Genomic DNA, 24,088 nt, shown 5'->3' with positions numbered 1-24,088 from the left:
TATCGAGGTGGATTTGCGGGAAATGATGTCATTCGGCAGCGACCGACGCGGAGCGGATCAGCCCGCTGCCTTCGCGAATGACGAGACGCTCGATGGGCCCGACGATGACCCAGTAACAGAGCACGGCCAGCAGCCCATGCAGGCCGACATACAGCAGCGCTCCGTTGAACGATCCGGTGGCGGAGAGGATGTAGCCGATCGCAACAGGCGTCACGATTCCGGCGGTGTTGCCGACGGCGTTAAAGACGCCGCCAGTGAGTCCGATCACCTCCTTGGGCGCGGTGTCGGCGACGACCGTCCAGCCCAGCGAGCCAAAACCCTTGCCGAAGAAGGCCGCGCTCATCAGCACGGTGATCAGGACCGTGGAGTTCGTGTAGTTGCAGCCGATGATCAGGACCGTCATGACGAGGCCGATCGTGATCGGGGTCTTGCGCGCGATGCTGAGCGAACCGGTGCGCTTGAACAGCCAGTCGGTGAAAAAGCCTGTCGTAACGCCGCCGACGAAACCGCAGATGGCGGGGATGGTCGCGATCAGGCTCGCATCGAGCACCGACAGGCCGCGGTCCTTGACGAGGTAGGTCGGAAACCAGGACACGAAGAACCAGGTGATGGACGAGATGCCGTATTGCGCCAGGAAGATGCCGACCAGCATGCGGCTCCTGAACAGCTCGGCGAGGTCGGACCATCGCGGCCCCTGCACCGCTGCTGCCGTCGGCGAAGCGCCGCCGAGATCCACCAGCGCGCCTCCATCATGCAGATGAGCAAGCTCCGCAGCACCTATCCTCGGGTGCCGGGTCGGCGGATAGTACGCAACGGCCCAGACTGCCGCGAGCGCGAAGCCCAATACGCCCATGACGGCGAAGATGTGCTCCCAGCCGAAGCGATGATCGAGGAAGCCCATCAGCGGCGTGAAGAGGACGAGCGAGACATATTGGGCGCTGTTGAAAATGGCGCCCGCGACGCCGCGCTCCGCGGACGGAAACCACGCCGCGATGATACGCCCGGCCGCCGGGCCGACAGGCGACTCGAAGACACCGAGCATGAAGCGCAGGATCAGCATCACCAGGAACGGGTAGCTGGCCCAGCCGACGCAGCTCATGAGGAAGGTGACGAGCGACCACAGGATCAATCCGCCCAAAATGGTCTGCTTCGCACCGAGCCGATCCGCGATCCAGCCAGCGGGAAGATGCGCAAGGACATAGGCCCACGCGAACGCCGAAAACATCCAGCCGAGCTCGACCGGCGTGATGCCGAGCGCCTTCGACATGTTCGGCCCGGCGATCGATAGCGTCGCCCGGTCGCCGCTGCTGAGCGCGAGCAGGACGGTGATCAACGCCAGGGTGACGAAACGATAATGCGTCCGTGCGGACGGCTTCTGCTCCGTGGCCACGCTGCTCCCCTCTTTCCCGATTTTGTTTGCCCGGCCGCCTTCGGCGACCGTGGATGTCCGGAACGCCAGCGACGACCGGACGCGAGAAAGCTAGATCAGCGATCAATTCAGGTCTAAACTCATTTTTGGATTTAATTGATCCAGAAAAGGTATCAATGATCGAGTTCGGACAGGTACGCGCGTTCGTGGCGGTGGCCGATGAGCTGAATTTCGGTCGTGCCGCCAAGCGGCTGAATATGACGCAGCCGCCGCTCAGCCGGCAGATCCAGATCCTGGAGGCAACGCTCGCCGTCAAGCTGCTCGAGCGCACCAGCCGATCGGTCAGGCTGACCGCGGCCGGACGCGCCTTCCTGAGCGAGGCCCGCACGATGCTTCAGCAGCGCGAGCATGCGGTCAAAGCGGCCCGGCAGGCCGCGTCGCTCGCCGGTGGAGCGCTGTCAATCGGGTTCGTCGGCGCGACGACGTACGGCTATTTGCCCTGGCTCGCAACGCGAGTTCGCGATGAACTGCCGGATATCGAGATCACCTTTGAGGAGCTGACATCGCGCCAGCAGCTCGATGCACTGAGGTCGGGCCGGATCGATCTCGGATTGGTTCGGCCGATCGAGACGGAGAAGCCAATTAGAAGCGCCAGCGTCTTCCGTGAAGGGCTTGCCCTTGCGCTGCCGCTTGACCATCCGCTCGCGGTGCGACGCCGGCCGGAGCTGTCGCATCTCGAGGGCCAGCCCTTCATCATGTATTCGTCGGGCGGTCCATATATGCGCGCGCTCTTGACGGCGGCGTTCGACGCCAATGGCATCCGGCCCCAGGTCGTGCAATCGATGAGTCAGGCACAGGCAATCCTGTCGCTGGTCAGCGCAGGTCTCGGCCTTGCGATCGTCCCGGACGAAACACGCAACGCCTGTTTCGACAACGTCGTGTTTCGCCCGATCAGGCTCGGACCATCGGTCTTCGCCGAGCTCCATGCGATCTGGCGCAGCGACAACCGCAACACCGCCCTGCCTCGGCTGCGCGAACTTGCGTTCCGGACCGCACGCTGAGCGCAGCCTGAAGCGCGGTGCCCTGCGGTGGTGGGACACTAAGTCCGGTCATCGCAACGACCGGACCTGGAGACTCCGGAGGCGTCCTACGCGTTCCGCATCGCGCGCCCGAACGGATCGACCAGGCGGACGATCTCGCAGGCGGCGACGAGGCCGGCGAGCCAGACGGCGCTGGTCAGCCCGATGCGCGTCACGATGGCCGCAGTGAACGCGCCCTCTCCGCCAAGGAACGGCGTCGCGGCAAGCAGCGCGAGCTCATAGGCGGCGTAGGCGGCGACGAGCGCGATGGCCAGCATCAGCGGCGTGCGGCCCTGCGGCAGCAGGCGGAGGACGGTCGATGCCGCCGCGGTCGACAGCAACGCGGCAGCACCGATGACAAAGCCCCATGCGATGGTGCTGCCATCAATGGGATAATGCAGCACGCCGAAGCCGATGGTCTGGTTCACGAGCCAGGCGCCGGTGACGACGAGCAGCGCCGGACGCATCGGCAGCATCGCGGCGGCAACGACGCAAACGGCGTCGCGCAGGCAAGCGCGAAGCTCGCGAGCGCGCATGACACCGTCAGCAGCGCGAAGCAGAACATCGGCGCGAGGCGCGACGCGACCGGATGAAGGCGGAAACGGTCGGCGTGGGGCGGCAGGATGGTGACAGTCATGGAACGATCTCCTTGTGGGATTTGTAGCACATTTTTTGCTGAAACGCGGCATCACGTCTGACTCAGTGAAGAGCCTCCATGGGATCTTCAGTCTCGGCTGGATCGCGCCGGTCGTAGGCGGCAAGCCAGGCGGCGAGTGCCGCCGTGTGCGGCTCCATGGCCGCCAATTGGCGCAAGGCCACGCGAACGGTGGCGCGCGCCGTGCGATCGGGCGGAAGCGTCACCATCTCAGGTCCCCGCCCCTTCGCGACCGCCTCGACCACGGCCCTCTTGCACACCGTTAGCTCCGGCAGCCCATAGAGTTCGAGCAGCGCCTGGAAGGCTGCGTGATGATCCGGCCGGAAAGCGCGCTTGCGGCCGAGCTGATCGCGCAGCGGATGGGCAGGATAGAGATGCGCGCAGGGGATCCACCCCTCAGGTAGCGGCTCGGTGGCGGCATGGGTGCGGCGATGCGCGAGCAGCTTTGGCAGAACGTGGGTGTGCGGGCCGTCAGGGCTTCGCCCACCCGGCGGCGGGATCCGCTGGAATACCTCGGCGCGCCCGATGCGGCTGATGAAGACGCGGTGCGGATTGGCGGCCAGAATGATCCGCATGGCATCGCTTTCGGGCGCGAACACGGATTGGCCCGTGCGGCTCCTGAGTGCGGCGACGGCATCGGCATCGCTGACGCGGATGCAGGCGTCGATCTGCAACGTTCCGAGACCAAGGTCGAACAGGATGCCGCTGCGATCCCTCGTCAGGAGCGCCTCGACATCCGGACCGAGCTCGGTCAACACGGTACGACCACTCATGGCGCTGGCTTCATGCGGAAGACACAGCGCGATGCGGTGGCTCCAGCTCTCCGTGGTCGGCGATTCCGATGCGATCAGGCGCAGATCCGGGTGGGAGACAACGCGTATCCCACCCTTCTGCGTCACGGCGCTGATCCCGTTGCGAGACTGCTCCATATCGAAGGCCTCACCGGGCTCGCGTGTGAACTCGGCAATGGCACCGAACGTGCCGACGCTCCAGCCGGCCTCAGCGTCGGCAAGCTGGCTTGCGATCGGGTCCATGAGCGGATCGGCCGTCGTCATGAGGCTTCTCTCTCTCACTATCTGACGTCGTAATTCGCCAGGCGAATGCCGCCATAGACGCCCAGTCCCGGCTGCAGAAAGCCGGTCGGATTTTGATAGTGCACATTGGCGAGATTATCGACCCGGCCGAACACCTTCACCTGGTCGGTGACCAGATATTCGGCTGCGACGTTGACGACAGTGTAGGCCGGAGCCAGCAGACGCAGAATGCTGAAGTCGCGGTTGCCATCGACGAAACTCCCGACGCGCAACACTGTTGCGGACAATGTGAGCGGGTCGATCGGATTCCAGATGACATTTGCGCTCCACTTCTCCTTCGGACGCCTCAGCAGCTCCAGTCCCGCCGTTGCATCCACTGCGCGGGTAAAAGTGTAGTCGGCACGAACGCGAAGCCGGTCGGTGATCGCAGCCGCGACGAAGCTCTCCGTGCCCTCCGTGATCGCCTTGCCGATATTGGTGTTGGTGCTCGTGAACGTCACGGGATCGAACGTGCTCTGGATCAGGTCGGTAATGTTGTTACGGAAGTAGGTCGACCCGAAGCGGACACGATCGCCAAACAAGGGTTGCTCGAAGCCGGCGTCGTATCCGACGCTTTCCTCGGGCCTGAGGTTGGGATTTGCAAAGAAGAAGAACGCGGGAAAGCTGACGTAAAGCTGGTTGAGCGTCGGCGCCTTGAACCCCGTGCCGTAGCTTCCCTTGAACTTCGTATCCGTGACCGGCACGATCACGGCAGACGCCAGACGAAAGGTCGGATGCTCTCCAAACCGCTCGTTGTCGTCCTGCCGGACATTGGCCGTGAAGAAGATGCGATCCCGGAACTGGGACTGCAGCTCCATATATCCGGCCTTGTTGACGTTTTGCGCCGAAACCGTCGCCGTTTGCAGTGTTTCGGTCTCATGCTCCGCGCCAATGATGACATTGTTGTTGGGCGCGAGCTGGGTCGTGGTGTGCCAATCATACTTGACGCGGTCGCCGGTCGTGATCGTGGCCATCGCGTCGCCGGGCGAGATGTTGTAGTTCCAGTGATTGGTGTAGTTGACGCCGAAATAGCTTTTCATCCGGTCGTCGAGAGCGGACCAGACCGCCTCCCCGCGCGTGAAGAGCTGGTGCACCGTCTGCGTGCTTTGCGCGGCCGCGGGAAAGCTCGCGGATGTGACGGGATCGAAGGTGTCTCCGGTAAGCGCAGGGTGGCGTCGGTGTACCGCGCCACGCCGTTGAGCGTGAGGTTTTCGCTCAATTCGGCGCCAAGCTTCGTCGAATAGGTCATGTTGTCGTAATAGTTGCCGATCGCCTTCTGCCCCGGCGGCAGCAATTCGACCGGTGTCACCGGCACGTCGTTCGCGTGGAAATGCGCGACGTTGAAGGCATAGTTGAAGTGGTCCTGTGAGCCGCTCAGACCTGCAGTTTGATTGAACGTTCCGAACGAGCCTCCCTCGACCGAGCCGGTGGCGCGGGCGGGACCGTCGCCCTTCTTCGTCACGATGGAGATCACGCCACCCAGCGCGTCTGCGCCGTAGAGACCGCCCTGCGGACCGCGCAGGACTTCGATCTGCTGAATGTCGGAGGTGAGCAACTGGCCGAAATCAAACGAACGGTTCGGGTTGCCGGGATCGCTGACATCGATGCCGTCGATCAGGACCTTGGTGTGGTTGGAATTCGTTCCGCGCATGAAGATCGACGTCTGTCCGCCCGGACCGCCGGTCTGCACGAGGTTCAGGCCAGGAACCGCGCTCAGCGCATCGGATGCGGTCCGGCGCTGATCGCGCTCTATGTCTCTGGCGGTCAGAACCGTCACCGAGCTCGCAACCAGATTGGTCGGAGTGACAACGCCCGTCGGACTGACGACGACCGTCGGAAACAGGTTGGCCGCGGATACCCCGGCAACCGGAGACGACGCCGGCACCAGCTCGGGCTTCGGCAGCCGAGCGACGCGCCGCTGCTCGGGCTGGTCGGGCGCAGGCCGCGCGGCTCGCGGCTTGGCCGCACGCTCGGTCGGCGCGACCTCGACCGGCGGCAGCAGATCGGGCGATGCCGACTGCTGGGCCCGGGCGATGGACAGATCGAGCGAATACAGGGAAACGAACGCGACAACGCCGGCGCGGAAGCGCCTGGCGGCAAAGACAATACGGGACACTCTTGTAACCTCGGTATGACGTCAGTGGCACGTCACAGCGAACGAGGTTTCACGGCGGAGCGTTCGATTGCTCCGGTGAAGCTAATGTCTGTACTCCCCGACCGACATCTTCGCGTGTGACCACGGCTGACGGCAGGTCTCCTGGCTCGCGGGTCGTTACCTTACGTCGCCTTCCCAGGACCGAGATTCCCAGTGGCATATGACGAAAGATTCACCGCTTACAGTTGCGGGGGCAGCCGTGGCGTTGAGAATATCCCGGTATCGGGAAAACCTCGCACCACGTTCCCTTTTGATCTCCGTGAGGAGAACCGTCACCGGCCAATCTACGGGGCGGGCAAGCGAAGAGTCAATCGGCCGGTTGCATCACGGTCAGAGCGCCGCACCGGAGATTGAGCCGGCGCAATCAGGCCGGCTCCCGCTCCGAACGCGTCCTGATCATCGCCCGCTCGCCGGCATCGACGAGCTGGCCGATGCCGGTGCGGCCTGTGAGCGCGCAGCGGATGATGTTCTCGGCAACGGACCTGCGAAAGCAATGGTCCTCGCCGACCGGGCGATTGCGGCAGACCCGATCCAGCGCCAGCTTCATGTTGATCCGGGTGCGGGTGTCGAAATGCTCGCTGATCATTCGCAGGGCCTCGATGCGTTGATGTCGGAGCGGAAACGCGTCGGCGTAGGCCGGGTTCCAAAAACGGACCGCGCAAGGCGTTGCGCAGAACCGACTACGCCCGATCTCTTGGTCCTGTGACGGGCGGGCTACGCCCGACCTCTTGGCCGCTGGGCCTGAGCCCAGGCCGCGGTGACGTCGCGCAGCGGAGCGTGATGCGCCGGATCGGGGTCAGCTCACCGGAGGCCGAGATGATGGCGGTCTCCTCGCGGCGACAGCGCGGGCATACGAAGCGGACCTCGTGCGGCGACGAAGACCAGCTCGAACGTTTGACGTTGGCCGCCATCGGCCATGCATCGCAATGCGAGCACGACACCAGGAACCGACCGGGATCGAGCATACCCATTCCATAGGACTCCGCGTCCTGCCTGCCGCTTCAATGACTAACCCATGTGAATCGTTCCGGTGCCCGAGCACCCTCAGCGCTAGCTCCAGCCAGCGCCGCCGCTCAGTGGGCACCCTTGAGGGTGCATGACGTGGTGCAGGTGACGGTGTTGCCGTGGTCGCACGCCTTGCAGGCGGCAACGCACTGGTTCATGTCGCGGGGATTGTAGGAGCTGTAGTTCCGCATCGCACAGACCGGGGTCGAGCCGGTGATGTCCTGCTCCTGGTTGCAGGCGGCCGTCATGAGCGCGAAGATGAGGACTGCGAGAAGGCGCATGGGATTGCCCTGGTGAGGAGCGGCAAAGCGACGTCAGCGAGATGCGCTGCACCGCAACGGACCTCGGCATTCCCAATGCGAGCAATCATGATCGCGACGCTCGCATCCTCAAAGGATGCGCGCCAAACATTAAGAACGGATTGCAGGCGGCGTCAGGCCGCGGCCTTGGTCGCGATCGCCTTCCGCATATCCACCGCCAGCTGACGATACTGCTCCGAGAGTCTCAGATAGAACTCGCGCTTGGTGCTGTCGGTGGCGAGCTTGGCAATCAGCTCGCATTCGGCGGTGAGCGTCTCGAACCGTTCCAGCCTGTCATGAAGTTCTGTCATCGGCGTGTCCCCATCAAACGCCACAAGGGACGTCAAACCTAAGCCTGAGAAATAGGTCACGGCGAACATCGTTATCGAGTAGAAACGTTTTTTCCAGCAAGGGCGGTGCAAGCCCAGCAAGAACGGCTATTTCTGCTCCAGCCGCCAGGCACCATCCCAAGCTGCGTCCGGCGGATTGGCCTCGAACTGCGCGATGCGGCCGAGCAGCGTGCGCGAGGGACCGTCGCCGGGCACGGCTTCGAGCGCTGCATTGAACGCGGCGCGAGCCTCGTCGAAGCGCTGCGCGCGGTAGGCGGCGAGGCCTTCGGCGTAGCGCGCGCGCAGGCTCTCCTGCGGGACGCTGAGCCCGTGCGCCTTGCTCATCACCTCGAAAATGGCCTGCGATGCGCTTTGGCCGGCCACCGCCAGACGATCGATCTCGCGCAGCTCGAGGTTCGAGCCGATCGCGTCCGCCGTGGCCTGCGCGATCAGGATCCGCGTGCCGTAGATCTTGTTGACCAGTTCGAGCCGCGAAGCGAGGTTCACGGCATCGCCCATCACGGTGAAGCTCATCATCAGCTCGGAGCCGATGCTGCCGGTCAGGACCTCGCCGGTGGCAATCCCGATGCGCAGATCGCAAGGGCCTGGCATGGCGCGGATACCAAGCAGGTCAGGCAATTGCTTCTGCAACGCCGGCACCTCATCGGCCATGTCGATGGCGGCGTAGCAGGCGAACAGCGCCGGCTCGTCCTCCTCAATGAAGGGAGGGCCCCAATAGGCCATGATGGCATCGCCGATATATTTATCGATAACGCCGCGATGGCTCCGGATCGGCGCGGACATCACCGTGAAATAGTGGTTTATGACCTTGACGAGTCCGCGCGGGGTCATGCCCTCGCTCATCGAGGTGAAGCCGCTCATGTCGGAGAACATGATGGTCATCACCCGGCGCTGGCCGTCGATGGCGACCTCCGGGCGGTCGATCAGCCCCTGCGCCACCTTGGGATCGATATAGCGGCCAAAGGTCTCACGGATCCGCTCGTTGTGCCGCAGCTGCTCGATCATGCGATTGAAGGCGGCGGCGAGTTCGCCGATCTCGTCCTGGGTCGAGACCGTGATGGTCTTGTCGAAGCGGCCCGCCTCGACCTCGCGGGTGCCGGCGAGCAACAGCCGCACCGGTCGCGTGATGCCACTGGAGACGAGGAGCGCGAAAGCAAATCCGACCACCGCCGCGAGGATGGTGACGATGCCCGAAATGATCATCGCCTGGCGCTGGCGACCGATCACTGTCGCCGTACTGGCGAAGACCTGCTTCAGCATGTCGGCGCGGATCGCGTCGATCTTCTGGTTGAACTGGTCGCGTATGGTGTCGAGATGCTCCAGGGTCCCGCGCGCCTCCGTCATCTGCTTGCCTTCGACCTGCTTGAGGAGTTTTGCGTGGTCCTCATTCATGTCGTGACGCAGCTCGGTGAGAGCGGTTTCGATGCGGGTCTCGATCCGCGCCAGCCCGGCATTGTCGGAAGGCGTCCTCTTGTCGTCGATGATCGCGTTGATGTGCGTGCGCGCGGCCTCGCCTTCCTCGTCGATCTTCCGATCGGCCTCCTCGAATTCGCGCAGGCGCGCCGCATAGGCCTCCTCCTCCGAGGGGGCCTGCATCTTCATCATGACCATCCGCCGCAGCGCCACCGAGCGCTCCAGCGAGCGGATGTTGGCGCGCGCCAGATGGCCGTAGGCCGGAATGTAGCGATCGGTCAGCTCGTCGAGCAGGACACCGACCTGGCTCGACATCACCATCGAAAGAATCGCGGTGACCAGCATCAGGACGATCAATCCGAGGGCGATCCCGACGATCTTGCGCCTGATCGACTGGTTGAAAAGTGGCATGAGCGGTGGGGGTAAGAGCTGAAAGGACCGGTTGGGAACTCAATACACCGGTTTTGGCGGCGGGAACACGCGCAATCTGGCCCTCGCGACGCCCCTGACCGCGCGCAACCGTCGCGCGAGCCCCATTCGTTAACAAAGGTTGAAGGCATTACCTTTCCGCCATTTCGGAAGTTCCCGAGTTCCCATCGGTATTTTGCCGCATTGTTGAAGGAGCGTGAGGACTGCGAAACGATGTCGTGGCATCGTTTTGGGTGTCGTCTTTGATTCTCAAGCCGCATGTCGTCGCGGACCTTGGTTTGTAGTGGTTTCGCAGGGGGACCATCGAATGAACCAGTGCCTACGCTCGCTCGCGTGTGTCGTTGCCGTGGCCGCATTGGCCCTTCTTCCTGCCGAGTTGGCAGCGAAGAGCAGTCACAAATCGTCGGCGTCAAAGAAAACGCATGAGACGAAAGCCGGCGGCAAGCAGCGTCACGCTGCCGCGAAGTCGCGCCACGGCAAGCATGCCGACGCCAAGCGCAAGCCCAAGAAGGACGACGAGCCCTCGGACAAGCCGGCGCCGCCGCCGCTCACCGGCGACCTCGCCGCGCTGAAGGACGCCATCGATCTCGCGCGCAAGGGCAAGACCGACGATGCGAGCGCCGCGCGCGACCGCATTGCCGATCCGGCCGGACAGAAGCTCGCCGACTGGTTCATGCTCCGCCATTCCGAGAGCACAGCACCCTTCAAGCGGTACGCCGCCTTCCTCGCCGCCAATCCGGACTGGCCGAGCAGCGCCCTGCTCCGCCGCCGCGCCGAAGCGCGGCTGTGGCAGGAGAAGAGCGACGCGGCGACCGTGCACAAATTCACGATGGACCGGCCGACCAGCGCCAAGGGCAAGTTCGCGCTCGCCCGCGTGCTCCTGGGTGAAGGCGACAATGACAGGGCTACGCGCCTGGTGCGCGAGGCCTGGCGCACGGACGAATTGTCCGAGCGCAGCGAGGAGGATTCCTACGAGGCGTTCCGCGATCTCCTGACCGCTGACGATCATCGCGCCCGCATGGACAAGCGCCTCGGCGCCAAGGACTACGCCGGTGCAAGGCGCGCGGCCAAGCGGCTCGGCGAAGACGCGCTCGCGATCGTCAAGGCCTGCTCGGCCGTCACCGGCAAGGCCAACAAGGCCAAGGATTATCTTGAGGACGTCTCGACCGAAGCACGCCGCGATCTTGGCTACGTCCTCTGCCGCGCGCAGTGGCATCTCCAGAACGACCGCATCGACGACGCCGCCGAGGTGATCCTCGCCGCCGCGCCCGACATGATGGCGGCCCAGGACACCGATGCCTGGTGGCGCGAGCGGCGCCTGCTCGCGCGAAAGCTGCTCGACCAGGGCAAGTTCAAGACCGCCTACGACGTGGTGCGTGCGGCGGCGGTGCCCGCGATGGAAGTCTATCGCGTCGACTACCACTTCATGTGCGGCTGGATCGCGCTGCGCTATCTCGACGATCCCAAGGCGGCCATGGTGCATTTCGCCGCGATCGACGAAGGCTCGGCCAATCCGATCGCGCTGTCGCGTGCGCATTACTGGCGCGGCCGCGCGGCCGAGGCGATGGGGGCGACGGCGGATGCCCGCATGAGCTATCAGGCCGCGGCGCGCTATCCGACCGCCTATTACGGCCAGCTCGCACGCGCCAGGCTCGGCGTCGACGGGATCGAGCTGCGCCCGCCCTCGCCCGTGCTGGCCGCGGCCGACACGCAGCCCGCGGACGAGCGCGTCCGCGCCGCCGAGATGCTCTACGGCATCGGCGAGCGCGACATGGTGTTCTATTACGCCGAGGATTTTGCCAAGGAGAGCACCGACGTCGCAGCGCTGGAAGCGCTCGGCGAGCTCGCCGGCCGGCGCAACGATGCGCGCGTGATGCTGGAGGTCGGCAAGTCGGCGCTGGCGCGCGGGCTTGCGCTCGACCATTACGCCTTCCCGACCATCGGCATTCCCGAGCACAAGCAGGTCGCGCCCGCAATCGAGACCAGCGTGATCTATTCGGTGGCGCGCACCGAAAGCTCGTTCGACCAGCGCGACAAGTCTGCCGCCAACGCGGTCGGGCTGATGCAGGTGACCCCGGAGGCGGGCCGCGATACCGCAAGACGCTTTGGCCTGACCTATGACTGGGACAGGATGGTGTCCGATCCCGTCTACAACACGCAGATGGGCGCGGCCGAGCTCAGCGCGCTGCTGTCGGAATATCGCGGCGACCAGATCATGACCTTCGCGGGCTACAATGCCGGCCGCGGCCGGGTGCGCGAATGGGTGCAGGCGCGCGGCGACCCGCGCGACCCCAAGGTCGATCCGGTCGACTGGGTCGAGCGCATCCCGCTGTCGGAGACGCGCAACTACGTCCAGCGCGTGATGGAGAATGTGCTGGTCTACCGCGCCCGGTTCGAGGGCAGCGGCACAGCCACGGCGAAGTCCGAGCAACGCGTCACGACGCACGAAGTCAGCGCGGCACCCACGGCAGCGGCCGCAGCCGCCGCGCCCTAGCTTCGCAACGCCGGGGCTGGACGCGGCGCGAAGCTGGATGCAGTGACTGCGGCCGCCGACTCTGCGCGGCCCGCATCGTTAGGCTAGCCGTCACCTCCTTCCGTGGTCAGAAGGTTCGTGCGCGCGCAGAAATGCTTCCGTCAGCGCGCCCGAGAGCGCGCCGAATTGCATCATCCAGCTCCAGCTCGAAATGGCCGCCAACACCGTGACCATCTCGAGCGAACTGCGGTAAGGCCAGAGCGCTTCCATGCTCGTCTGCTGATATCTGCGGTAGCAATCATACTCGCAGTACTGCCGTTGCGTGGACACATGCCGGACGTAGCTCGAGCCCAGCGGCCGGGCGCACGCGCTGCAAGTGACGCCATGGCGCGGTTGGTCCTGGTTGACGAGCATGAATTTCAACGTCCTGTCCTCCCCTGCCAGCAGTCGCATCGGCCGATGCGCTTCGCCCACCCGTCAGCTCAAGACGCCGCTTGCGCTCGCCTCTCGATCAACGGCGCCGCTTCGTGATGGAGCGCGTAACACTCGTAGCCGCAATAGGGCAGCAGCGTCTTCGCGTCGCGCAGATAACCGCCACTGATCTCCTCGCAGCACCATAGACAGAACGTCTTGCGGAAAGGGGTCCTGCCGTTCACCAATATGAATCTCACGTGGCACCTCCCAACGCGAAGCAGTAGACCGTGTCGACCAGAGAGGCGGACGGCGGCGGCGCGCAAAGATGGTTGCGGCCGTCGGGATTGTCCCTGTTTCGCTCGACCTTCTGGGATGGAATGAGGATGTACTTCCCGTCTTCCCGGCGCCGCGCGTAGATCCGGCCGTCGACGTATCGCACCTCGGTCGGGTAGCAATCCGCACTGTTGCAGCAGCTGAGCACAGGATTATCGGGCATGTGCCAGCTGGAATAGAACTTCTCGTGCAGGAGCTGATCCTGGAGCGGATGATGACGATGTGCACCATCCTGTCCGAGCTCGTCGGCCTTCACCCCCGTTACCAACGGAAGCGGCAGCGCGATCATCAAGAGGAGCTTGCAAGCACGGTTCAGCACGCAGCCTCCGGTTCAGAATTGCCGAATGGAGCCGATCGAAGGGCTAATCCTCATGCCGCCTGAAATCGAAACAACCATCGGCGGTCGCGTTCGCGGCGCGCCCTGAAGCGATCGAGACATTTTCTGGAGCACAGCGGCGCTCGCCACGAATAATATCGGATCAGGCCAAACTTGCCGCTACAGACAGCGCAGGCCTTTGCAGCAGGGCCACGCTCGGAGTGTTCAGGCGTATCGCACATCATGCTCTCCTCCCGGCTCTCATGGTCGTGGCTTCGCGCGTACGCTGACGCCCGGCCATCCACGCTCGTTAGTGAAATGCGGCCTCTCAATCGCGACCAGCCAATCGTGCGGCAAGTCGGGCAATGGACGCGGAGCTATCGGCAGCACATCGAGCTAATCGCCGGCTTGTGGCCTTGCACATCGCGTCCCTTCGATGGTTGTGAGACTAATCCGCATGCAACGGACGACTCAATTGTACGGAGGTAAATGTGCGCTATGACTTGGGATGCGCGAGCTATACGTAGGTTTGTCCCGTAGTTTTCCGGGCCTTCGCCGCACCTTCGCAACGAGACGGCGCAAGGCCGGCAGGCTGCACGGCTGCCGCGAGTTTCGGCGCGGAGTCTACTTTGGTCGGAGGGAATTGCTCCCCTGATTGCAAAGTGCTCTACTTGCTTCGACCCCTGCGAGCCGGGACGCCCGCGATGATGCCTGGCCAAATCGCGAAATTTGGTAATTCGGCCGCACAATTGCTGCTCGGCGGCCTCGCGGCGCTTCGATCTTTCGGCACCGGCGAGAAGGACAGTTCCGCGGACGGTGATGACTCGCGACAGGACATCGTCGATCTACGCGACGCCGTAAAGCAGTGGCGCGAGGTGTTCGAGCATAATCCGGTCATGTATTTCATGGTCGATCCGGCCGGGACGGTGCTCAACGTGAACACGTTTGGCGCCGCACAATTGGGTTACACGGCGACCGAGTTGACCGGCCAATCCGTGCTGAACGTCTTTTTCGAGGAAGACCGCGACTTCGTCCGTCAATGCGTAGGGTTGTGCCTGGAAACCGTGGACCAGTCGCACACCTGGGAGATTCGCAAGATCCGCAAGGACGGCTCGGTTCTCTGGGTCCGTGAAAACGCCAAGGCGATGCTGCGCGGCGACGGCACGCCGGTCGTGCTGGTCGCCTGCGAAAACATCACCCAGCGCAAGGAGGCGGAGGATGCGCTGCGGCAGAGCGAGGCCTACCTCGCCCAGGCTCAGGAACTGAGCCGCACCGGCAGCTTCGGCTTGAGCCCCACGACCGACGAGATCTTCTGGTCGAGGGAAACGTTTCGCATTTTCCAATGTGACCCGGCCATGCAGCCGAACCTGGGCTTCGTGTTTCAGCGCATCCATCCGGAGGACCGCGATGCGGTCCGCAAGACCCTTGATCGAGCTTTCCGCGAGGCGGAGGATTTCGACCATGAATATCGCCTGTTGATGCCGGATGGATCCATCAAATATCTCCATTCCGTGGCACGCGCGGTGAGACGTGCATCCGGGCGCATCGAGTTCGCCGGCGCTGTCACCGATGTCACGATTGCAAAGGAAACAGAGAAGAGGCTGCGCCGCAGTGAGGCCTATCTGGCCGAAGCCCAGCGCCTCAGCCATACGAGCAGCTGGGCCTGGGACGTGCGTCGTCAGGAGTTTGCCTACCGATCGGCTGAGCTCTACCGCCTGTTCGGATTTGAGCCGGACCAGATCGATGTCCCGGCGCGGGCTTTCCAGCAACGGATCCTCGCCGATGACTTTCGACGAATTGCCGACGTGGAACGTCGCGCAATCCATCAGGGGGAGCCCTTCGAAATCGACTTTCGGATTGCGCGTCCGGACGGTTCGATACGACGTGTCCATACGGAGGGACATCCTGTGAAAGGCGGCGATGGCGATGTGATGGAAATCATCGGCACGCACGTGGACGTCACCGAGCAGTTCGCCGCAAAAGAAGCACTGCAAAAGGCCTTTGACGAGCTCAAGCAATCCGAGCAGCGCTTCCGCGACTATGCCGAAACCGCATCGGACTGGTTTTGGGAGACCGGACCGGATCACCGCATCACCCGGATATCGGAACACGCCGACACGGCCAGTCCGGTGCCGACGGGCTTGATCGGGCTGACCCGTTGGGACATTCCGCCCGACGCCGAGTTCGAGCCCGAGAAATGGGAGCAGCATCGCGCGGCGCTCGATGCCCACCTTCCGTTCCGCGACCTGGTTTACCGCAGCAGGGATCGCAACGGATCTCAGATTTACGTGCGCACCAGCGGCAAGCCCTTCCATGACGAGAATGGTAACTTCCTCGGCTATCGGGGCGTCAGCAGCGATGTGACGGCGGCGATCCGCACCGAGCAGGCCGAAGATGCCCTGCGCAAAGCGCAAGCCGAGCTCGCTCATGTCACGCGCATCACGACGCTCGGCGAGCTCACCGCCTCGATTGCCCACGAAATCAACCAGCCTCTCGCCGCCGTCATTTCCAATGCCGACGCCTGTATCGGTTGGCTCGGCCGCGACCCGGCCGATCTGGATGCTGCGCGCCGTTCCGTGGAATGGATCGTCGAGGACGCCAATCGGGCCAGCGAGGTGATCCGCCGGATCCGGGCGCTCGCGAAAAAGACCGAGATCGAGATGGTTCCAGTCGACATCAATCAGGTCGTGAGGGAGGTGATGGCCCTCGTTCGGCGCGAGCTCGCTACCCATGCCGTGTCGGTGCGGATGGAGTTGTCGTCCGGCCTGCCCAGCATTTGCGGCGATCGGATCCAGCTCCAGCAGGTGCTGATCAACCTCGTCATGAACGGGATCGAAGCCATGCAAGCCAATGTCGAGCTCCCGCGCGAGCTGGCAATTCGCTCCAGTCGGGACGGCGACGAGCACCTGCTCCTTACCGTGACGGATCGCGGTGTCGGCCTTGACAGCGACGTGACAGACCGCATGTTCATGCCGTTCTTCACCACAAAGTCGAGCGGCCTGGGGATGGGACTATCGATCTGCCGATCGATCATCGAGGCTCACGCGGGCCGGCTTTCGGCATTTCCAAATGAGGGGAGCGGTGCAACATTCCAGATTGCCCTGCCCTTCCCACACGAGGCCGCGTCGTGACCGACCACGCCAAGCCAACGCAGGCGCAGGCACAGGCGGGGGCCGATGATCCGATCGTCCTTATCGTCGATGACGATCCGTCGATGCGGCGTGCGCTCACCAATCTCTTCCAATCGGTCGGCCTCAGGGTGGAGGCCTTCGGCTCGGCGGCGGAGGTCATGGAAGCCAAGCCGCCGGGGGTCCCCAGTTGCCTTGTGCTCGACATCCGCCTGCCCGGCTCGAGCGGCTTCGACCTCCAGGCGGACCTCGTGAAGGCCGACATTCGCACGCCTATCATCTTCATCACCGGTCACGGCGATATCCCCATGACCGTCCGGGCCATGAAGAGTGGCGCCATCGATTTTCTGACCAAGCCGGTGCGCGACCAGGACATGCTGGACGCGGTCCAGGCTGCGATCGAACGCGATCGCAAGCGGCGCGATGCCGAGAAGTCGGTGTCGAGCGTGCGGACTCGCTTCGAAGGCCTGACGCCGCGTCAGCGCGACATTCTCGCCCTGGTTGCGTCCGGCCTGATGAACAAGCAAGTCGCTGCCGAGCTTGGATTGGCTGAGATTACCGTCAAGATCTATCGCGGGCAGATCATGCGGAAAATGGGTGCGAAGTCATTGGCCGATCTCGTCAGAATGACCGAGGTGCTCGGAATTCCACGCCCGGGGGGAAAGGTGCAAACCTAAGTATGCTTTCCAAGGTCGCTCCAGGGGCCCATTTTCCGATGGGCGGCTGCGCCGCGCGCGGCCGCTCCCCGATCAGGAGCGATCATCTTGTCAGTCCCTTCGGTCATTTCCGTCATTGACGATGATCCATCCGTCCGCCTTGCGACCAACAATCTGCTGACGTCGCGGGGATACACCGTCTACATCTTTGGCTCCGCTCTCGAATTTCTCCAGTCGCCCGAACTGAGGACGACGTCCTGCGTGATAGCGGATGTGCAGATGTCGGTCATGAGCGGCGTTGATCTCCTGATGCATATGCGCGGCCTTGGTCACCGCACGCCGTTCATCTTCATGACGGCCTTTCCCGACGATGCCGTGCGCGACCGCGCGCTGAAAGCTGGCGCCATCTGCTTTCTCGCGAAGCCGTTTTCCACGCCGGTTCTGATCAAATGTCTGGAGGCGGCCCTGTCGAAGCACAGCGAAGCCAAAACGTAACGCGGCGCCGCGTGAACCTGATTGTTCCACGGGGTGCGGCCACTTGACGTTGTGGCCGCGTCCGAAGAGGCAATCCGCCTCAATCCACCTTGATGTCGGCGGCCTTGATAATCGGCCACCATTTTGCGATTTCCGCCTTCTGGCGGGCGCCGAGCGCTTCGGGCGTGAGCTGATCCTTGGGCGTCATCTCGAGGCCCTGGCTTTCGAGCTGCTTCTTCACGGCGGGATCGTTCAGCGCTTCCACGGCGGCCGCATTGAGCTTGGTGACGATCTCCTTCGGCGTGCCCTTCGGCACCCACAGGCCCGACCACAACGTCATGTTGAAGCCTTTCAGCCCCGCCTCGGCTGCCGTCGGAATGTCCGGCGCCGACGAGAGCCGCTTGTCGTCGGTGATGGCATAGGCGCGGATCGTGCCGGCGCGGACCTGGTTGATGGAGTTGGAGGTCTGATCGATGATGACGTCGATCTGGCCGGCGATGAGATCGTTCAGCGCGGGCGCCGTGCCGCGATACGGCACATATTGCAGCTTGATGCCGCTGACGCTCTCGAAATAGACACCGGCGATATGGCTGCCGGAGCCCGCGCCGGCGGTGCCGGCGGTCGGCGGCGACGGCCGCGACTTCAGCCACTCGATGAGCTCCTTTAGCGAGGTCGCGGGCACCGCGTTCTTGCTCACCACGATCATCGGATTGCTCGGCAGCAGCACCACCGGCTCGAGATCGGCGACGAGGTCGTATTTGAGCTTGTAGACGGCGCCGTTGGCAACATGGGTGCCGAGATGGCCGAAGGAGATGGTGTAGCCGTCCGGCGCCGATTGCACGGCGCGCCCGACGCCGATCGAGCCGCCCGCGCCGGTGACATTCTCGATCACCAGCGGCTGGCCGAGCGTCACCCGCATGCGCTCGGCGAGCACGCGCGCCATCGCATCCGACGGGCCGCCGGCGGCGAAGGGAACGATGACGGTGATGGGATGCGAAGGATAGTCGTCGGCGCGCGCGGCGCCGGTCACAGCGAGAATACCGAGCAGCCCGGCCCAGATGGCCTTCTTCATTGTCTTCTCCCCAGCGATGTCTTTGTTGTTTTTTGTGCCCTCCCGCGTACGGGAAGAGGGATCGGTCGTGAAGAGACGAAATGACGCGCCAGAGCGCGATCATCGCGCTCCGACGGTCTTGCCGTGCCTAGAACTGCGTGTAGTCGATCGGCTTGTGGCGATCGAGCGTGCGGGTGACCGGCGGCAGCGGGTATTTCAGGCCCGTCGCGCAGTTGAACAGCATCACGCGGTCGGTCTTGCTGACGCGACCGTCGGCGAGGCTGTCCTTGTAGGCGGCGTAGGTGGCGGCGCCCTCGGGGCATAGCAGCAGCCCCTCCTCGCGTGCGACTTCGTTCAGCGCCGCCGAGATCTTGTCGTCGTCGACCGCGATGGCAAAACCCTTGCTCTCGCGCACGGCCCGCAGGATCAGGAAGTCGCCGATCGCCTGCGGCACGCGGATGCCCGACGCAATCGTGTGGGCATCCTCCCAGCGCGTCGCATGCTCGGTGCCGGCGTCATAGGCCCGCACCATCGGCGCGCAGCCCGACGCCTGCACCGCGACCATGCGTGGTCGCTTGGAGCCGATGAACCCGATCTTCTCCAGCTCGTCGAAAGCCTTCCACATGCCGATCAGGCCGGTGCCGCCGCCGGTCGGATAGAAGATCACGTCGGGCACGTCCCAGCCGAGCTGCTCGGCTAGCTCCAGGCCCATCGTCTTCTTGCCCTCGATGCGGTACGGCTCTTTAAGCGTAGACGTGTCGAACCAGCCGACTTTCGCCTTGCCTTCGCCGACGATCTTGCCGCAATCGTCGATATAGCCGTTGACGCGATAGACGGTCGCGCCCTGAAGCTCGATCTCGCTGACGTTCACCTCGGGCGTGTCGGCCGGGCAGAAGATCGTGGTCTTGATGCCGCAGGAGGTCGCGTAGGCCGCGAGCGCCGCGCCGGCATTGCCGTTGGTCGGCATCGCCATGTGCTTGATGCCGAGCGCCTTGCCCATCGACACCGCCATCACGAGGCCCCGCGCCTTGAACGAGCCGGTCGGCAGGCGTCCCTCGTCCTTGACGATGATCTCGCCGCCGCCGAGCTTGGCGCCGAGCTTCGGTAGCCGGATCAGCGGCGTCGTGACCTCGCCGAGCGAGACGATGTCCTTGCATTTGCGCACGGGCAAGAGCTCGCGGTAGCGCCACATGTCGCCGGGACGCTGGGCAAGCGCGTCCTTGGTCAGCGCCTTCTTCACGCCCGCGAGGTCGTAGCGCACCAAAAGCGGCTTGCCGGCCTTGGAGAGATTGTGGACCTGGTCGGCGGCGTAATGATCGCCCTCCATCGCGCATTCCAGATGCGTGACGAAGGTCGGGCGTTCGATGGTCAGGTTGTCGTTATCGTGCATGGGTTGACCCCTCTTGTTGTTCTGCTTGGTTGCTATTGAACTCGTCACCCTGAGGTGCCGGAGCGAAGCGGAGGCCTCGAAGGGCGACGAGCCCGGCTGCTGCATCTCGGCCGTTCACCCTTCGAGGCTCGCTTTGCTCGCACCTCAGGATGACGGATCGGGCACGGCGCCGCCGTCCAATCCTCAAATATTCAAAACCCTTCCATACGCATCGAGCACGGCTTCCTTCATCATTTCCGACAGGGTCGGATGCGGGAACACCGTGTGCATCAGCTCTTCTTCGGTCGTCTCCAGGTTCATCGCGACGACGTAGCCCTGGATCAGCTCGGTGACTTCAGCACCGACCATATGGGCGCCGAGGAGCTGACCGGTCTTCTTGTCGAAGATCACCTTGACCAGGCCCTGATCCTCGCCCAGCGCAATCGCCTTGCCGTTGCCGACGAACGGGAAACGGCCGACGCGGATCTCTCGGCCGCTTTCCTTCGCCTTGGCTTCGGTGAGGCCGACGGAGGCGACCTGCGGCTGGCAATAGGTGCAGCCCGGGATCAGGTTCTTGTCCATGGGATGCGGATGCAGGCCCTTGATGGCCTCGACGCAGATCACGCCTTCATGCTCGGCCTTGTGCGCCAGCATCGGGGGACCGGCGACGTCGCCGATGGCGTAGATCCCGGGGACGTTGGTCTTGCCGTAGCCGTCGATGACGATACAGCCCCGGTCAGTCTTCACACCGAGCTTTTCGAGGCCGAGATTCTCGATATTGCCGACGACGCCGACCGCCGAGATTACGCGCTCGAACTCGGTGGTGACGGGCTTGCCCTTGCCGTCGTCGATGGTAGCGACGACGCTGTCGGCCTTCTTCTCCAGCTTCGTGACCTTGGTTGAGGACATGATCTTGATGCCCTGCTTCTCCAGACGCTTGCGGGCAAGGCCTGCTATCTCGGCGTCCTCGACGGGCAGGATCTGCGGCAGCACCTCGACCACGGTGACCTCGGAGCCCATGGTGTGGAAGAACGAGGCGAACTCGATGCCGATCGCGCCGGAGCCGACGACCAGCAGCGACTTCGGCATTTTCTCCGGCACCATCGCTTCAAAATAGGTCCAGATCAGCTTCTTGTCAGGCTCGAGCCCGGGCAGCACGCGCGGCCGCGCGCCGGTTGCAATAATGATGTGCTTGGCCTGGTAAGCCCCTTCGCCCAGCGCGCCCTTCGGGCCCTCGACGTTGGACTTCTTCACGGTGACCTTGCCGGGCGCGTCGATCGAGGCGTCGCCCCAGATCACGCTCACCTTGTTCTTCTTCATCAGGAAGCCGACGCCGTCGTTCAGCCGCTTCGAGACGCCGCGCGAGCGCTGCACCACGGCCTTGGGATCGAACGACACGTTCTCCGCCGACAGGCCGTAGTCCTTGGCGTGCTGCATGTAGTGGTAGATCTCAGCCGAGCGCAGCAGTGCCTTGGTCGGGATGCAGCCCCAGTTCAGGCAGATGCCGCCAAGATAGGACTTCTCGACGATCGCGACCTTGAAGCCGAGCTGGGCGGCGCGGATCGCGGTGACATAGCCGCCGGGGCCGGAGCCGATGATGATGACGTCGAAGGATGTATCGGCCATGGCGGCTCCCGTTCAACTCAAGCGGTCGTTGCGCCGCGGGCGCGGCGATTGCGGATGTAGCTTCTGATCAGCCATTCCGAGAGAATGGCGGCCGCCATGACGGCGAAGATGGTGAGCGCGATCGGCGCCCAGATGTTGCGCGACAGCGCCTCGCCGGCGAAGAAGGCGGAGTCAACGATGTCGCGGCCGAGCGGGCTGAGCGTGAGGATCAGCGAGACCAGCATCGAGATCCAGGGCCAGCGCGTCCTCATGCGCCATCTCAGACCATCATCATGACGGGATTTTCGATCAGCTGCTTGAACGCGCCAATCAGCTCGGCGCCAAGCGCGCCGTCGATGGCGCGGTGATCGCAGGACAAGGTCACGCTCATCATGTGCGCAATCTCGATCTTGCCGCCACGGACGACTGGCCGCTCCTCGCTGGTGCCGACCGCGAGGATCGTCGCATGCGGCGGATTGATCACGGCGGTGAAGTGGCTGATGCCGAACATGCCGAGGTTGGAGACCGCGGTGGTGCCGCCCTGGTATTCCTCGGGCTTCAGCTTGCGCGAGCGGGCGCGCGCGGCAAAATCCTTCATCTCGTTGGAGATGGTGGAGAGCGTCTTGGTCTCTGCCTTGCGGATGATCGGCGTGATCAGGCCACCGGGCATCGCCACGGCGACACCGACGTCGGAATGGTGGTGCTTGACCATGCCGCTTTCGGTCCAGCTGACGTTGCAGTTCGGGATTCTCTGGAGCGCAACGGCCATCGCCTTGATGACGAAGTCGTTGACCGAGATCTTGTAGAGCGGCTTCTTCTCCTTGTCCTTGGGAGCAGCCGCATTGATCTCCTCGCGCGCGGCGAGCAACTTGCCGATGTCGCAGTCGATGGTGAGGTAGAAGTGCGGGACGTTCTGGATCGACGCAGTCAGGCGCTGCGCGATCGTGCGGCGCATGCCGTCATGCGGGACGATCTCGTAGGAGCCGGGCTCGAACAGCGACAGGATCTGCTTGTCCGACATGGTCGGCGCGATCGAGGGCGCCCCGGACGGCGCAGCGGCAGGCGCCTTCAGGCCCTTGCCGGACTTGGCCTGCTCGACGTCACGCGCCACCACGCGGCCGTGCGGGCCGGTGCCCGTCACCATCGACACGTCGATGCCTGCATCCTTGGCGAGACGGCGCGCGAGCGGCGACGAGAACACGCGGCCGCCGTGGCCGTTGCTCTGCACGGCTGGAGCTGCGGCCTGCGGCGCCGGTGCGGCGGCAGGCGGCGCAGCCTTGGGCGCGGCTGCGGGAGCCGGTGCGGCGGCGGGCGCTTCAGCAGCTTTCGGAGGTGCGGCCGAGGCACTGGGCTTGGCGGCACCAGCCGCCTTCACGTCCTCGCCCTCGCCGGCGAGCACGGCGATCACGTCGTTGACCGGGACGTCCTGCGTGCCCTCCGGCACGAGGATCTTGGCGATCGTGCCTTCGTCGATCGCCTCGACCTCCATGGTCGCCTTGTCGGTCTCGATCTCGGCGATGACATCGCCGGATTTGACCTTGTCGCCTTCCTTCTTCAGCCACTTGGCGAGGTTGCCCTTCTCCATTGTCGGCGAGAGAGCGGGCATCAGGATGTTGATGGGCATGCTGACCTCAAGAAGAACTTTGCAATACGTCGTCTCCGACAGCGAAGACGACCAGGTTTAGTTGCCGATGTCGCCCTGCCACAGGCGCTCGTTGGCAGGGATGGAACGCCAATTCTTCATCATGGTGATGGAGCGGTCGTCGGCAAGGTCGATCCAGGGGATGCCGAACTTGTCGAGGATGTCCTTGGAGCCCGGGAAGGTGACGGATTCTCCGATCACCACCAGCTTCACCTTGAACAGAGCGAGTGCGCCGGCGCACATCGAGCATGGCGACAGCGTGGTGTACATGACGGTGTCGTGGAACGAGATCACGCCGGCTTCGCGCAGGCAGCTCATCTCGCCGTGGAGGATGACGTTCTTTTCCTGCACGCGGTTGTTGTGGCCGCGGGCGATGATCTCATTGCCGCGCGTCAGCACGGCGCCGATCGGCAGGCCGCCCTGCGCGATCGAGGCCTCCGCCTCACGGATCGCCTCCAGCATGAAATCGAAATGATGGGCTTCGATCGCCACGATCAGTGCCCCTTCCCGCGCGGTGTCGTCGTGCCCGTATCGGTTGGCCGTTCAATCTCCGCCTGGAACATCTCGAGGATCCGGCTCAGCGCATCCTCCTCGGTGTATTCGCTCTCGCGCGCATAGGCGCGCGCCGCGTGACGGGCGAGATCGACGAGCAGGAGGCCCCACATGTCGGGCTCCTCGAAGGCGCGCTGGAACGCCATCGACAGCCCGCCGTCCAGCACGAATACGCGCAGGATCTCGACCGCATCGTCGCGGGCGAGGACGTCGGGTGGCAATGGCTGCTCCTTCGGGCCCGCCATGAT

Annotated in this window: 23 protein-coding genes, 1 pseudogene and 1 riboswitch; of the genes and pseudogenes, 5 read left to right on the top strand and 19 right to left on the bottom strand. The window is 64.1% G+C overall.

Features of this window, described 5'->3' with window-relative positions:
• Window positions 1-28: 28 nt before the first annotated feature.
• Window positions 29-1,390 (bottom strand): MFS transporter, encoded by a 1,362-nt coding sequence (locus ABIB99_RS08165; protein WP_231142073.1) that lies wholly within the window; start codon window positions 1,388-1,390, stop codon window positions 29-31.
• Here ABIB99_RS08165 and ABIB99_RS08160 point away from each other — a divergent pair.
• On the top strand, window positions 1,363-2,430 hold the full coding sequence (locus tag ABIB99_RS08160; RefSeq protein ID WP_354175420.1) for a LysR family transcriptional regulator: 1,068 nt from the start codon (window positions 1,363-1,365) through the stop codon (window positions 2,428-2,430). The genes ABIB99_RS08165 and ABIB99_RS08160 overlap by 28 nt on opposite strands.
• Window positions 2,431-2,516: 86 nt before the next feature.
• On the opposite strand, the pseudogene ABIB99_RS08155 reads toward ABIB99_RS08160, so the two are convergent.
• The 8 genes and pseudogenes from ABIB99_RS08155 to ABIB99_RS08120 all read right to left on the bottom strand — a co-directional run bounded on the left by ABIB99_RS08155 (window position 2,517) and on the right by ABIB99_RS08120 (window position 9,809).
• Window positions 2,517-3,085, bottom strand: a pseudogene (locus ABIB99_RS08155) (hypothetical protein).
• Window positions 3,086-3,147: 62 nt separating this feature from the next.
• Complete coding sequence (locus tag ABIB99_RS08150; protein WP_354096045.1) at window positions 3,148-4,158, bottom strand: DUF6925 family protein; 1,011 nt, start codon at window positions 4,156-4,158, stop codon at window positions 3,148-3,150.
• A gap of 17 nt (window positions 4,159-4,175) precedes the next feature.
• The gene (locus ABIB99_RS08145) at window positions 4,176-5,216 is read right to left on the bottom strand and encodes a TonB-dependent receptor plug domain-containing protein (protein WP_354175418.1); all 1,041 of its coding nucleotides are present in this window, start codon (window positions 5,214-5,216) and stop codon (window positions 4,176-4,178) included.
• Complete coding sequence (locus ABIB99_RS08140) at window positions 5,213-6,292, bottom strand: TonB-dependent receptor (RefSeq protein WP_354175417.1); 1,080 nt, start codon at window positions 6,290-6,292, stop codon at window positions 5,213-5,215. Before ABIB99_RS08140 ends, ABIB99_RS08145 begins: the two co-directional genes overlap by 4 nt.
• Before the next feature lie 114 nt (window positions 6,293-6,406).
• A riboswitch (cobalamin riboswitch) is annotated at window positions 6,407-6,620 on the bottom strand.
• Between the two features lie 75 nt (window positions 6,621-6,695).
• Window positions 6,696-6,917 carry a hypothetical protein gene (locus ABIB99_RS08135; RefSeq protein WP_063986347.1) on the bottom strand — a complete coding sequence of 74 codons (222 nt, stop codon included), beginning with the start codon at window positions 6,915-6,917 and terminating at the stop codon, window positions 6,696-6,698.
• Between the two features lie 487 nt (window positions 6,918-7,404).
• Window positions 7,405-7,617 carry a hypothetical protein gene (locus ABIB99_RS08130; protein WP_063983092.1) on the bottom strand — a complete coding sequence of 71 codons (213 nt, stop codon included), beginning with the start codon at window positions 7,615-7,617 and terminating at the stop codon, window positions 7,405-7,407.
• A 152-nt stretch (window positions 7,618-7,769) separates the two neighbouring features.
• A complete protein-coding gene (locus ABIB99_RS08125; protein WP_166341944.1) occupies window positions 7,770-7,946 on the bottom strand; it encodes a hypothetical protein in 177 nt (58 codons plus the stop codon).
• Between the two features lie 126 nt (window positions 7,947-8,072).
• Window positions 8,073-9,809: an adenylate/guanylate cyclase domain-containing protein gene (locus ABIB99_RS08120; RefSeq protein WP_354175415.1), complete on the bottom strand. Its 1,737-nt coding sequence runs from the start codon at window positions 9,807-9,809 to the stop codon at window positions 8,073-8,075.
• Window positions 9,810-10,134: 325 nt separating this feature from the next.
• Between ABIB99_RS08120 and ABIB99_RS08115 the strand changes: the two genes are divergently transcribed.
• Window positions 10,135-12,321 (top strand): lytic transglycosylase domain-containing protein, encoded by a 2,187-nt coding sequence (locus tag ABIB99_RS08115; RefSeq protein WP_231142075.1) that lies wholly within the window; start codon window positions 10,135-10,137, stop codon window positions 12,319-12,321.
• 90 nt (window positions 12,322-12,411) lie between these two features.
• Here the strand turns inward: ABIB99_RS08115 and ABIB99_RS08110 are convergent, their stop codons facing one another.
• The 3 genes from ABIB99_RS08110 to ABIB99_RS08100 all read right to left on the bottom strand — a co-directional run bounded on the left by ABIB99_RS08110 (window position 12,412) and on the right by ABIB99_RS08100 (window position 13,366).
• Window positions 12,412-12,714, bottom strand: a complete 303-nt coding sequence (locus ABIB99_RS08110) for a hypothetical protein (protein ID WP_175618423.1) — start codon at window positions 12,712-12,714, stop codon at window positions 12,412-12,414.
• A 68-nt stretch (window positions 12,715-12,782) separates the two neighbouring features.
• Window positions 12,783-12,971 (bottom strand): hypothetical protein, encoded by a 189-nt coding sequence (locus tag ABIB99_RS08105; RefSeq protein WP_084795121.1) that lies wholly within the window; start codon window positions 12,969-12,971, stop codon window positions 12,783-12,785.
• Window positions 12,968-13,366 (bottom strand): hypothetical protein, encoded by a 399-nt coding sequence (locus ABIB99_RS08100; protein WP_014495024.1) that lies wholly within the window; start codon window positions 13,364-13,366, stop codon window positions 12,968-12,970. Before ABIB99_RS08100 ends, ABIB99_RS08105 begins: the two co-directional genes overlap by 4 nt.
• Before the next feature lie 701 nt (window positions 13,367-14,067).
• Between ABIB99_RS08100 and ABIB99_RS08095 the strand changes: the two genes are divergently transcribed.
• From ABIB99_RS08095 to ABIB99_RS08085, 3 genes are all read left to right on the top strand, one after another.
• The gene (locus tag ABIB99_RS08095; RefSeq protein WP_354175413.1) at window positions 14,068-16,494 is read left to right on the top strand and encodes a PAS domain S-box protein; all 2,427 of its coding nucleotides are present in this window, start codon (window positions 14,068-14,070) and stop codon (window positions 16,492-16,494) included.
• The gene (locus ABIB99_RS08090; RefSeq protein WP_063983088.1) at window positions 16,491-17,168 is read left to right on the top strand and encodes a response regulator transcription factor; all 678 of its coding nucleotides are present in this window, start codon (window positions 16,491-16,493) and stop codon (window positions 17,166-17,168) included. Before ABIB99_RS08095 ends, ABIB99_RS08090 begins: the two co-directional genes overlap by 4 nt.
• A gap of 87 nt (window positions 17,169-17,255) precedes the next feature.
• On the top strand, window positions 17,256-17,642 hold the full coding sequence (locus tag ABIB99_RS08085; RefSeq protein ID WP_063983087.1) for a response regulator transcription factor: 387 nt from the start codon (window positions 17,256-17,258) through the stop codon (window positions 17,640-17,642).
• A gap of 79 nt (window positions 17,643-17,721) precedes the next feature.
• Here the strand turns inward: ABIB99_RS08085 and ABIB99_RS08080 are convergent, their stop codons facing one another.
• The 7 genes from ABIB99_RS08080 to ABIB99_RS08050 all read right to left on the bottom strand — a co-directional run bounded on the left by ABIB99_RS08080 (window position 17,722) and on the right by ABIB99_RS08050 (window position 24,085).
• A complete protein-coding gene (locus tag ABIB99_RS08080; RefSeq protein WP_354112900.1) occupies window positions 17,722-18,693 on the bottom strand; it encodes a tripartite tricarboxylate transporter substrate binding protein BugD in 972 nt (323 codons plus the stop codon).
• Window positions 18,694-18,820: 127 nt separating this feature from the next.
• On the bottom strand, window positions 18,821-20,062 hold the full coding sequence (locus tag ABIB99_RS08075) for a threonine synthase (protein ID WP_038933082.1): 1,242 nt from the start codon (window positions 20,060-20,062) through the stop codon (window positions 18,821-18,823).
• Window positions 20,063-20,245: 183 nt separating this feature from the next.
• Window positions 20,246-21,667 carry a dihydrolipoyl dehydrogenase gene (gene lpdA, locus ABIB99_RS08070; RefSeq protein WP_354175412.1) on the bottom strand — a complete coding sequence of 474 codons (1,422 nt, stop codon included), beginning with the start codon at window positions 21,665-21,667 and terminating at the stop codon, window positions 20,246-20,248.
• Between the two features lie 17 nt (window positions 21,668-21,684).
• Window positions 21,685-21,918 (bottom strand): hypothetical protein, encoded by a 234-nt coding sequence (locus tag ABIB99_RS08065; protein ID WP_085404620.1) that lies wholly within the window; start codon window positions 21,916-21,918, stop codon window positions 21,685-21,687.
• 8 nt (window positions 21,919-21,926) lie between these two features.
• Window positions 21,927-23,270, bottom strand: coding sequence for a pyruvate dehydrogenase complex dihydrolipoamide acetyltransferase (locus ABIB99_RS08060; protein WP_354175410.1), 1,344 nt, complete (start codon window positions 23,268-23,270; stop codon window positions 21,927-21,929).
• Window positions 23,271-23,327: 57 nt separating this feature from the next.
• A complete protein-coding gene (locus tag ABIB99_RS08055) occupies window positions 23,328-23,780 on the bottom strand; it encodes a nucleoside deaminase (RefSeq protein WP_014495015.1) in 453 nt (150 codons plus the stop codon).
• Window positions 23,781-23,782: 2 nt separating this feature from the next.
• On the bottom strand, window positions 23,783-24,085 hold the full coding sequence (locus ABIB99_RS08050; RefSeq protein ID WP_028149595.1) for a DUF5076 domain-containing protein: 303 nt from the start codon (window positions 24,083-24,085) through the stop codon (window positions 23,783-23,785).
• Window positions 24,086-24,088: the final 3 nt, after the last annotated feature.

This window comes from Bradyrhizobium sp. LA6.1, from assembly GCF_040547805.1.
Classification (GTDB): Bacteria; Pseudomonadota; Alphaproteobacteria; order Rhizobiales; family Xanthobacteraceae; genus Bradyrhizobium; species Bradyrhizobium barranii.
This window is presented reverse-complemented; position numbering and strand designations above follow the sequence as displayed.

What these genes read in the sequence shown, in the direction of transcription:
- ABIB99_RS08060 (WP_354175410.1), bottom strand. Translation starts at nt 23,270, where the DNA reads ATGCCCATCAACATCCTGATGCCCGCTCTCTCGCCGACAATGGAGAAG.
- ABIB99_RS08150 (WP_354096045.1), bottom strand. Translation starts at nt 4,158, where the DNA reads ATGACGACGGCCGATCCGCTCATGGACCCGATCGCAAGCCAGCTTGCC.
- ABIB99_RS08145 (WP_354175418.1), bottom strand. Translation starts at nt 5,216, where the DNA reads ATGAAAAGCTATTTCGGCGTCAACTACACCAATCACTGGAACTACAAC.
- ABIB99_RS08120 (WP_354175415.1), bottom strand. Translation starts at nt 9,809, where the DNA reads ATGCCACTTTTCAACCAGTCGATCAGGCGCAAGATCGTCGGGATCGCC.
- ABIB99_RS08075 (WP_038933082.1), bottom strand. Translation starts at nt 20,062, where the DNA reads ATGCACGATAACGACAACCTGACCATCGAACGCCCGACCTTCGTCACG.
- ABIB99_RS08125 (WP_166341944.1), bottom strand. Translation starts at nt 7,946, where the DNA reads ATGACAGAACTTCATGACAGGCTGGAACGGTTCGAGACGCTCACCGCC.
- ABIB99_RS08050 (WP_028149595.1), bottom strand. Translation starts at nt 24,085, where the DNA reads ATGGCGGGCCCGAAGGAGCAGCCATTGCCACCCGACGTCCTCGCCCGC.
- ABIB99_RS08110 (WP_175618423.1), bottom strand. Translation starts at nt 12,714, where the DNA reads ATGCTCGTCAACCAGGACCAACCGCGCCATGGCGTCACTTGCAGCGCG.
- ABIB99_RS08135 (WP_063986347.1), bottom strand. Translation starts at nt 6,917, where the DNA reads ATGATCAGCGAGCATTTCGACACCCGCACCCGGATCAACATGAAGCTG.
- ABIB99_RS08080 (WP_354112900.1), bottom strand. Translation starts at nt 18,693, where the DNA reads ATGAAGAAGGCCATCTGGGCCGGGCTGCTCGGTATTCTCGCTGTGACC.
- ABIB99_RS08065 (WP_085404620.1), bottom strand. Translation starts at nt 21,918, where the DNA reads ATGAGGACGCGCTGGCCCTGGATCTCGATGCTGGTCTCGCTGATCCTC.
- lpdA (WP_354175412.1), bottom strand. Translation starts at nt 21,667, where the DNA reads ATGGCCGATACATCCTTCGACGTCATCATCATCGGCTCCGGCCCCGGC.
- ABIB99_RS08095 (WP_354175413.1), top strand. Translation starts at nt 14,068, where the DNA reads ATGATGCCTGGCCAAATCGCGAAATTTGGTAATTCGGCCGCACAATTG.
- ABIB99_RS08115 (WP_231142075.1), top strand. Translation starts at nt 10,135, where the DNA reads ATGAACCAGTGCCTACGCTCGCTCGCGTGTGTCGTTGCCGTGGCCGCA.
- ABIB99_RS08130 (WP_063983092.1), bottom strand. Translation starts at nt 7,617, where the DNA reads ATGCGCCTTCTCGCAGTCCTCATCTTCGCGCTCATGACGGCCGCCTGC.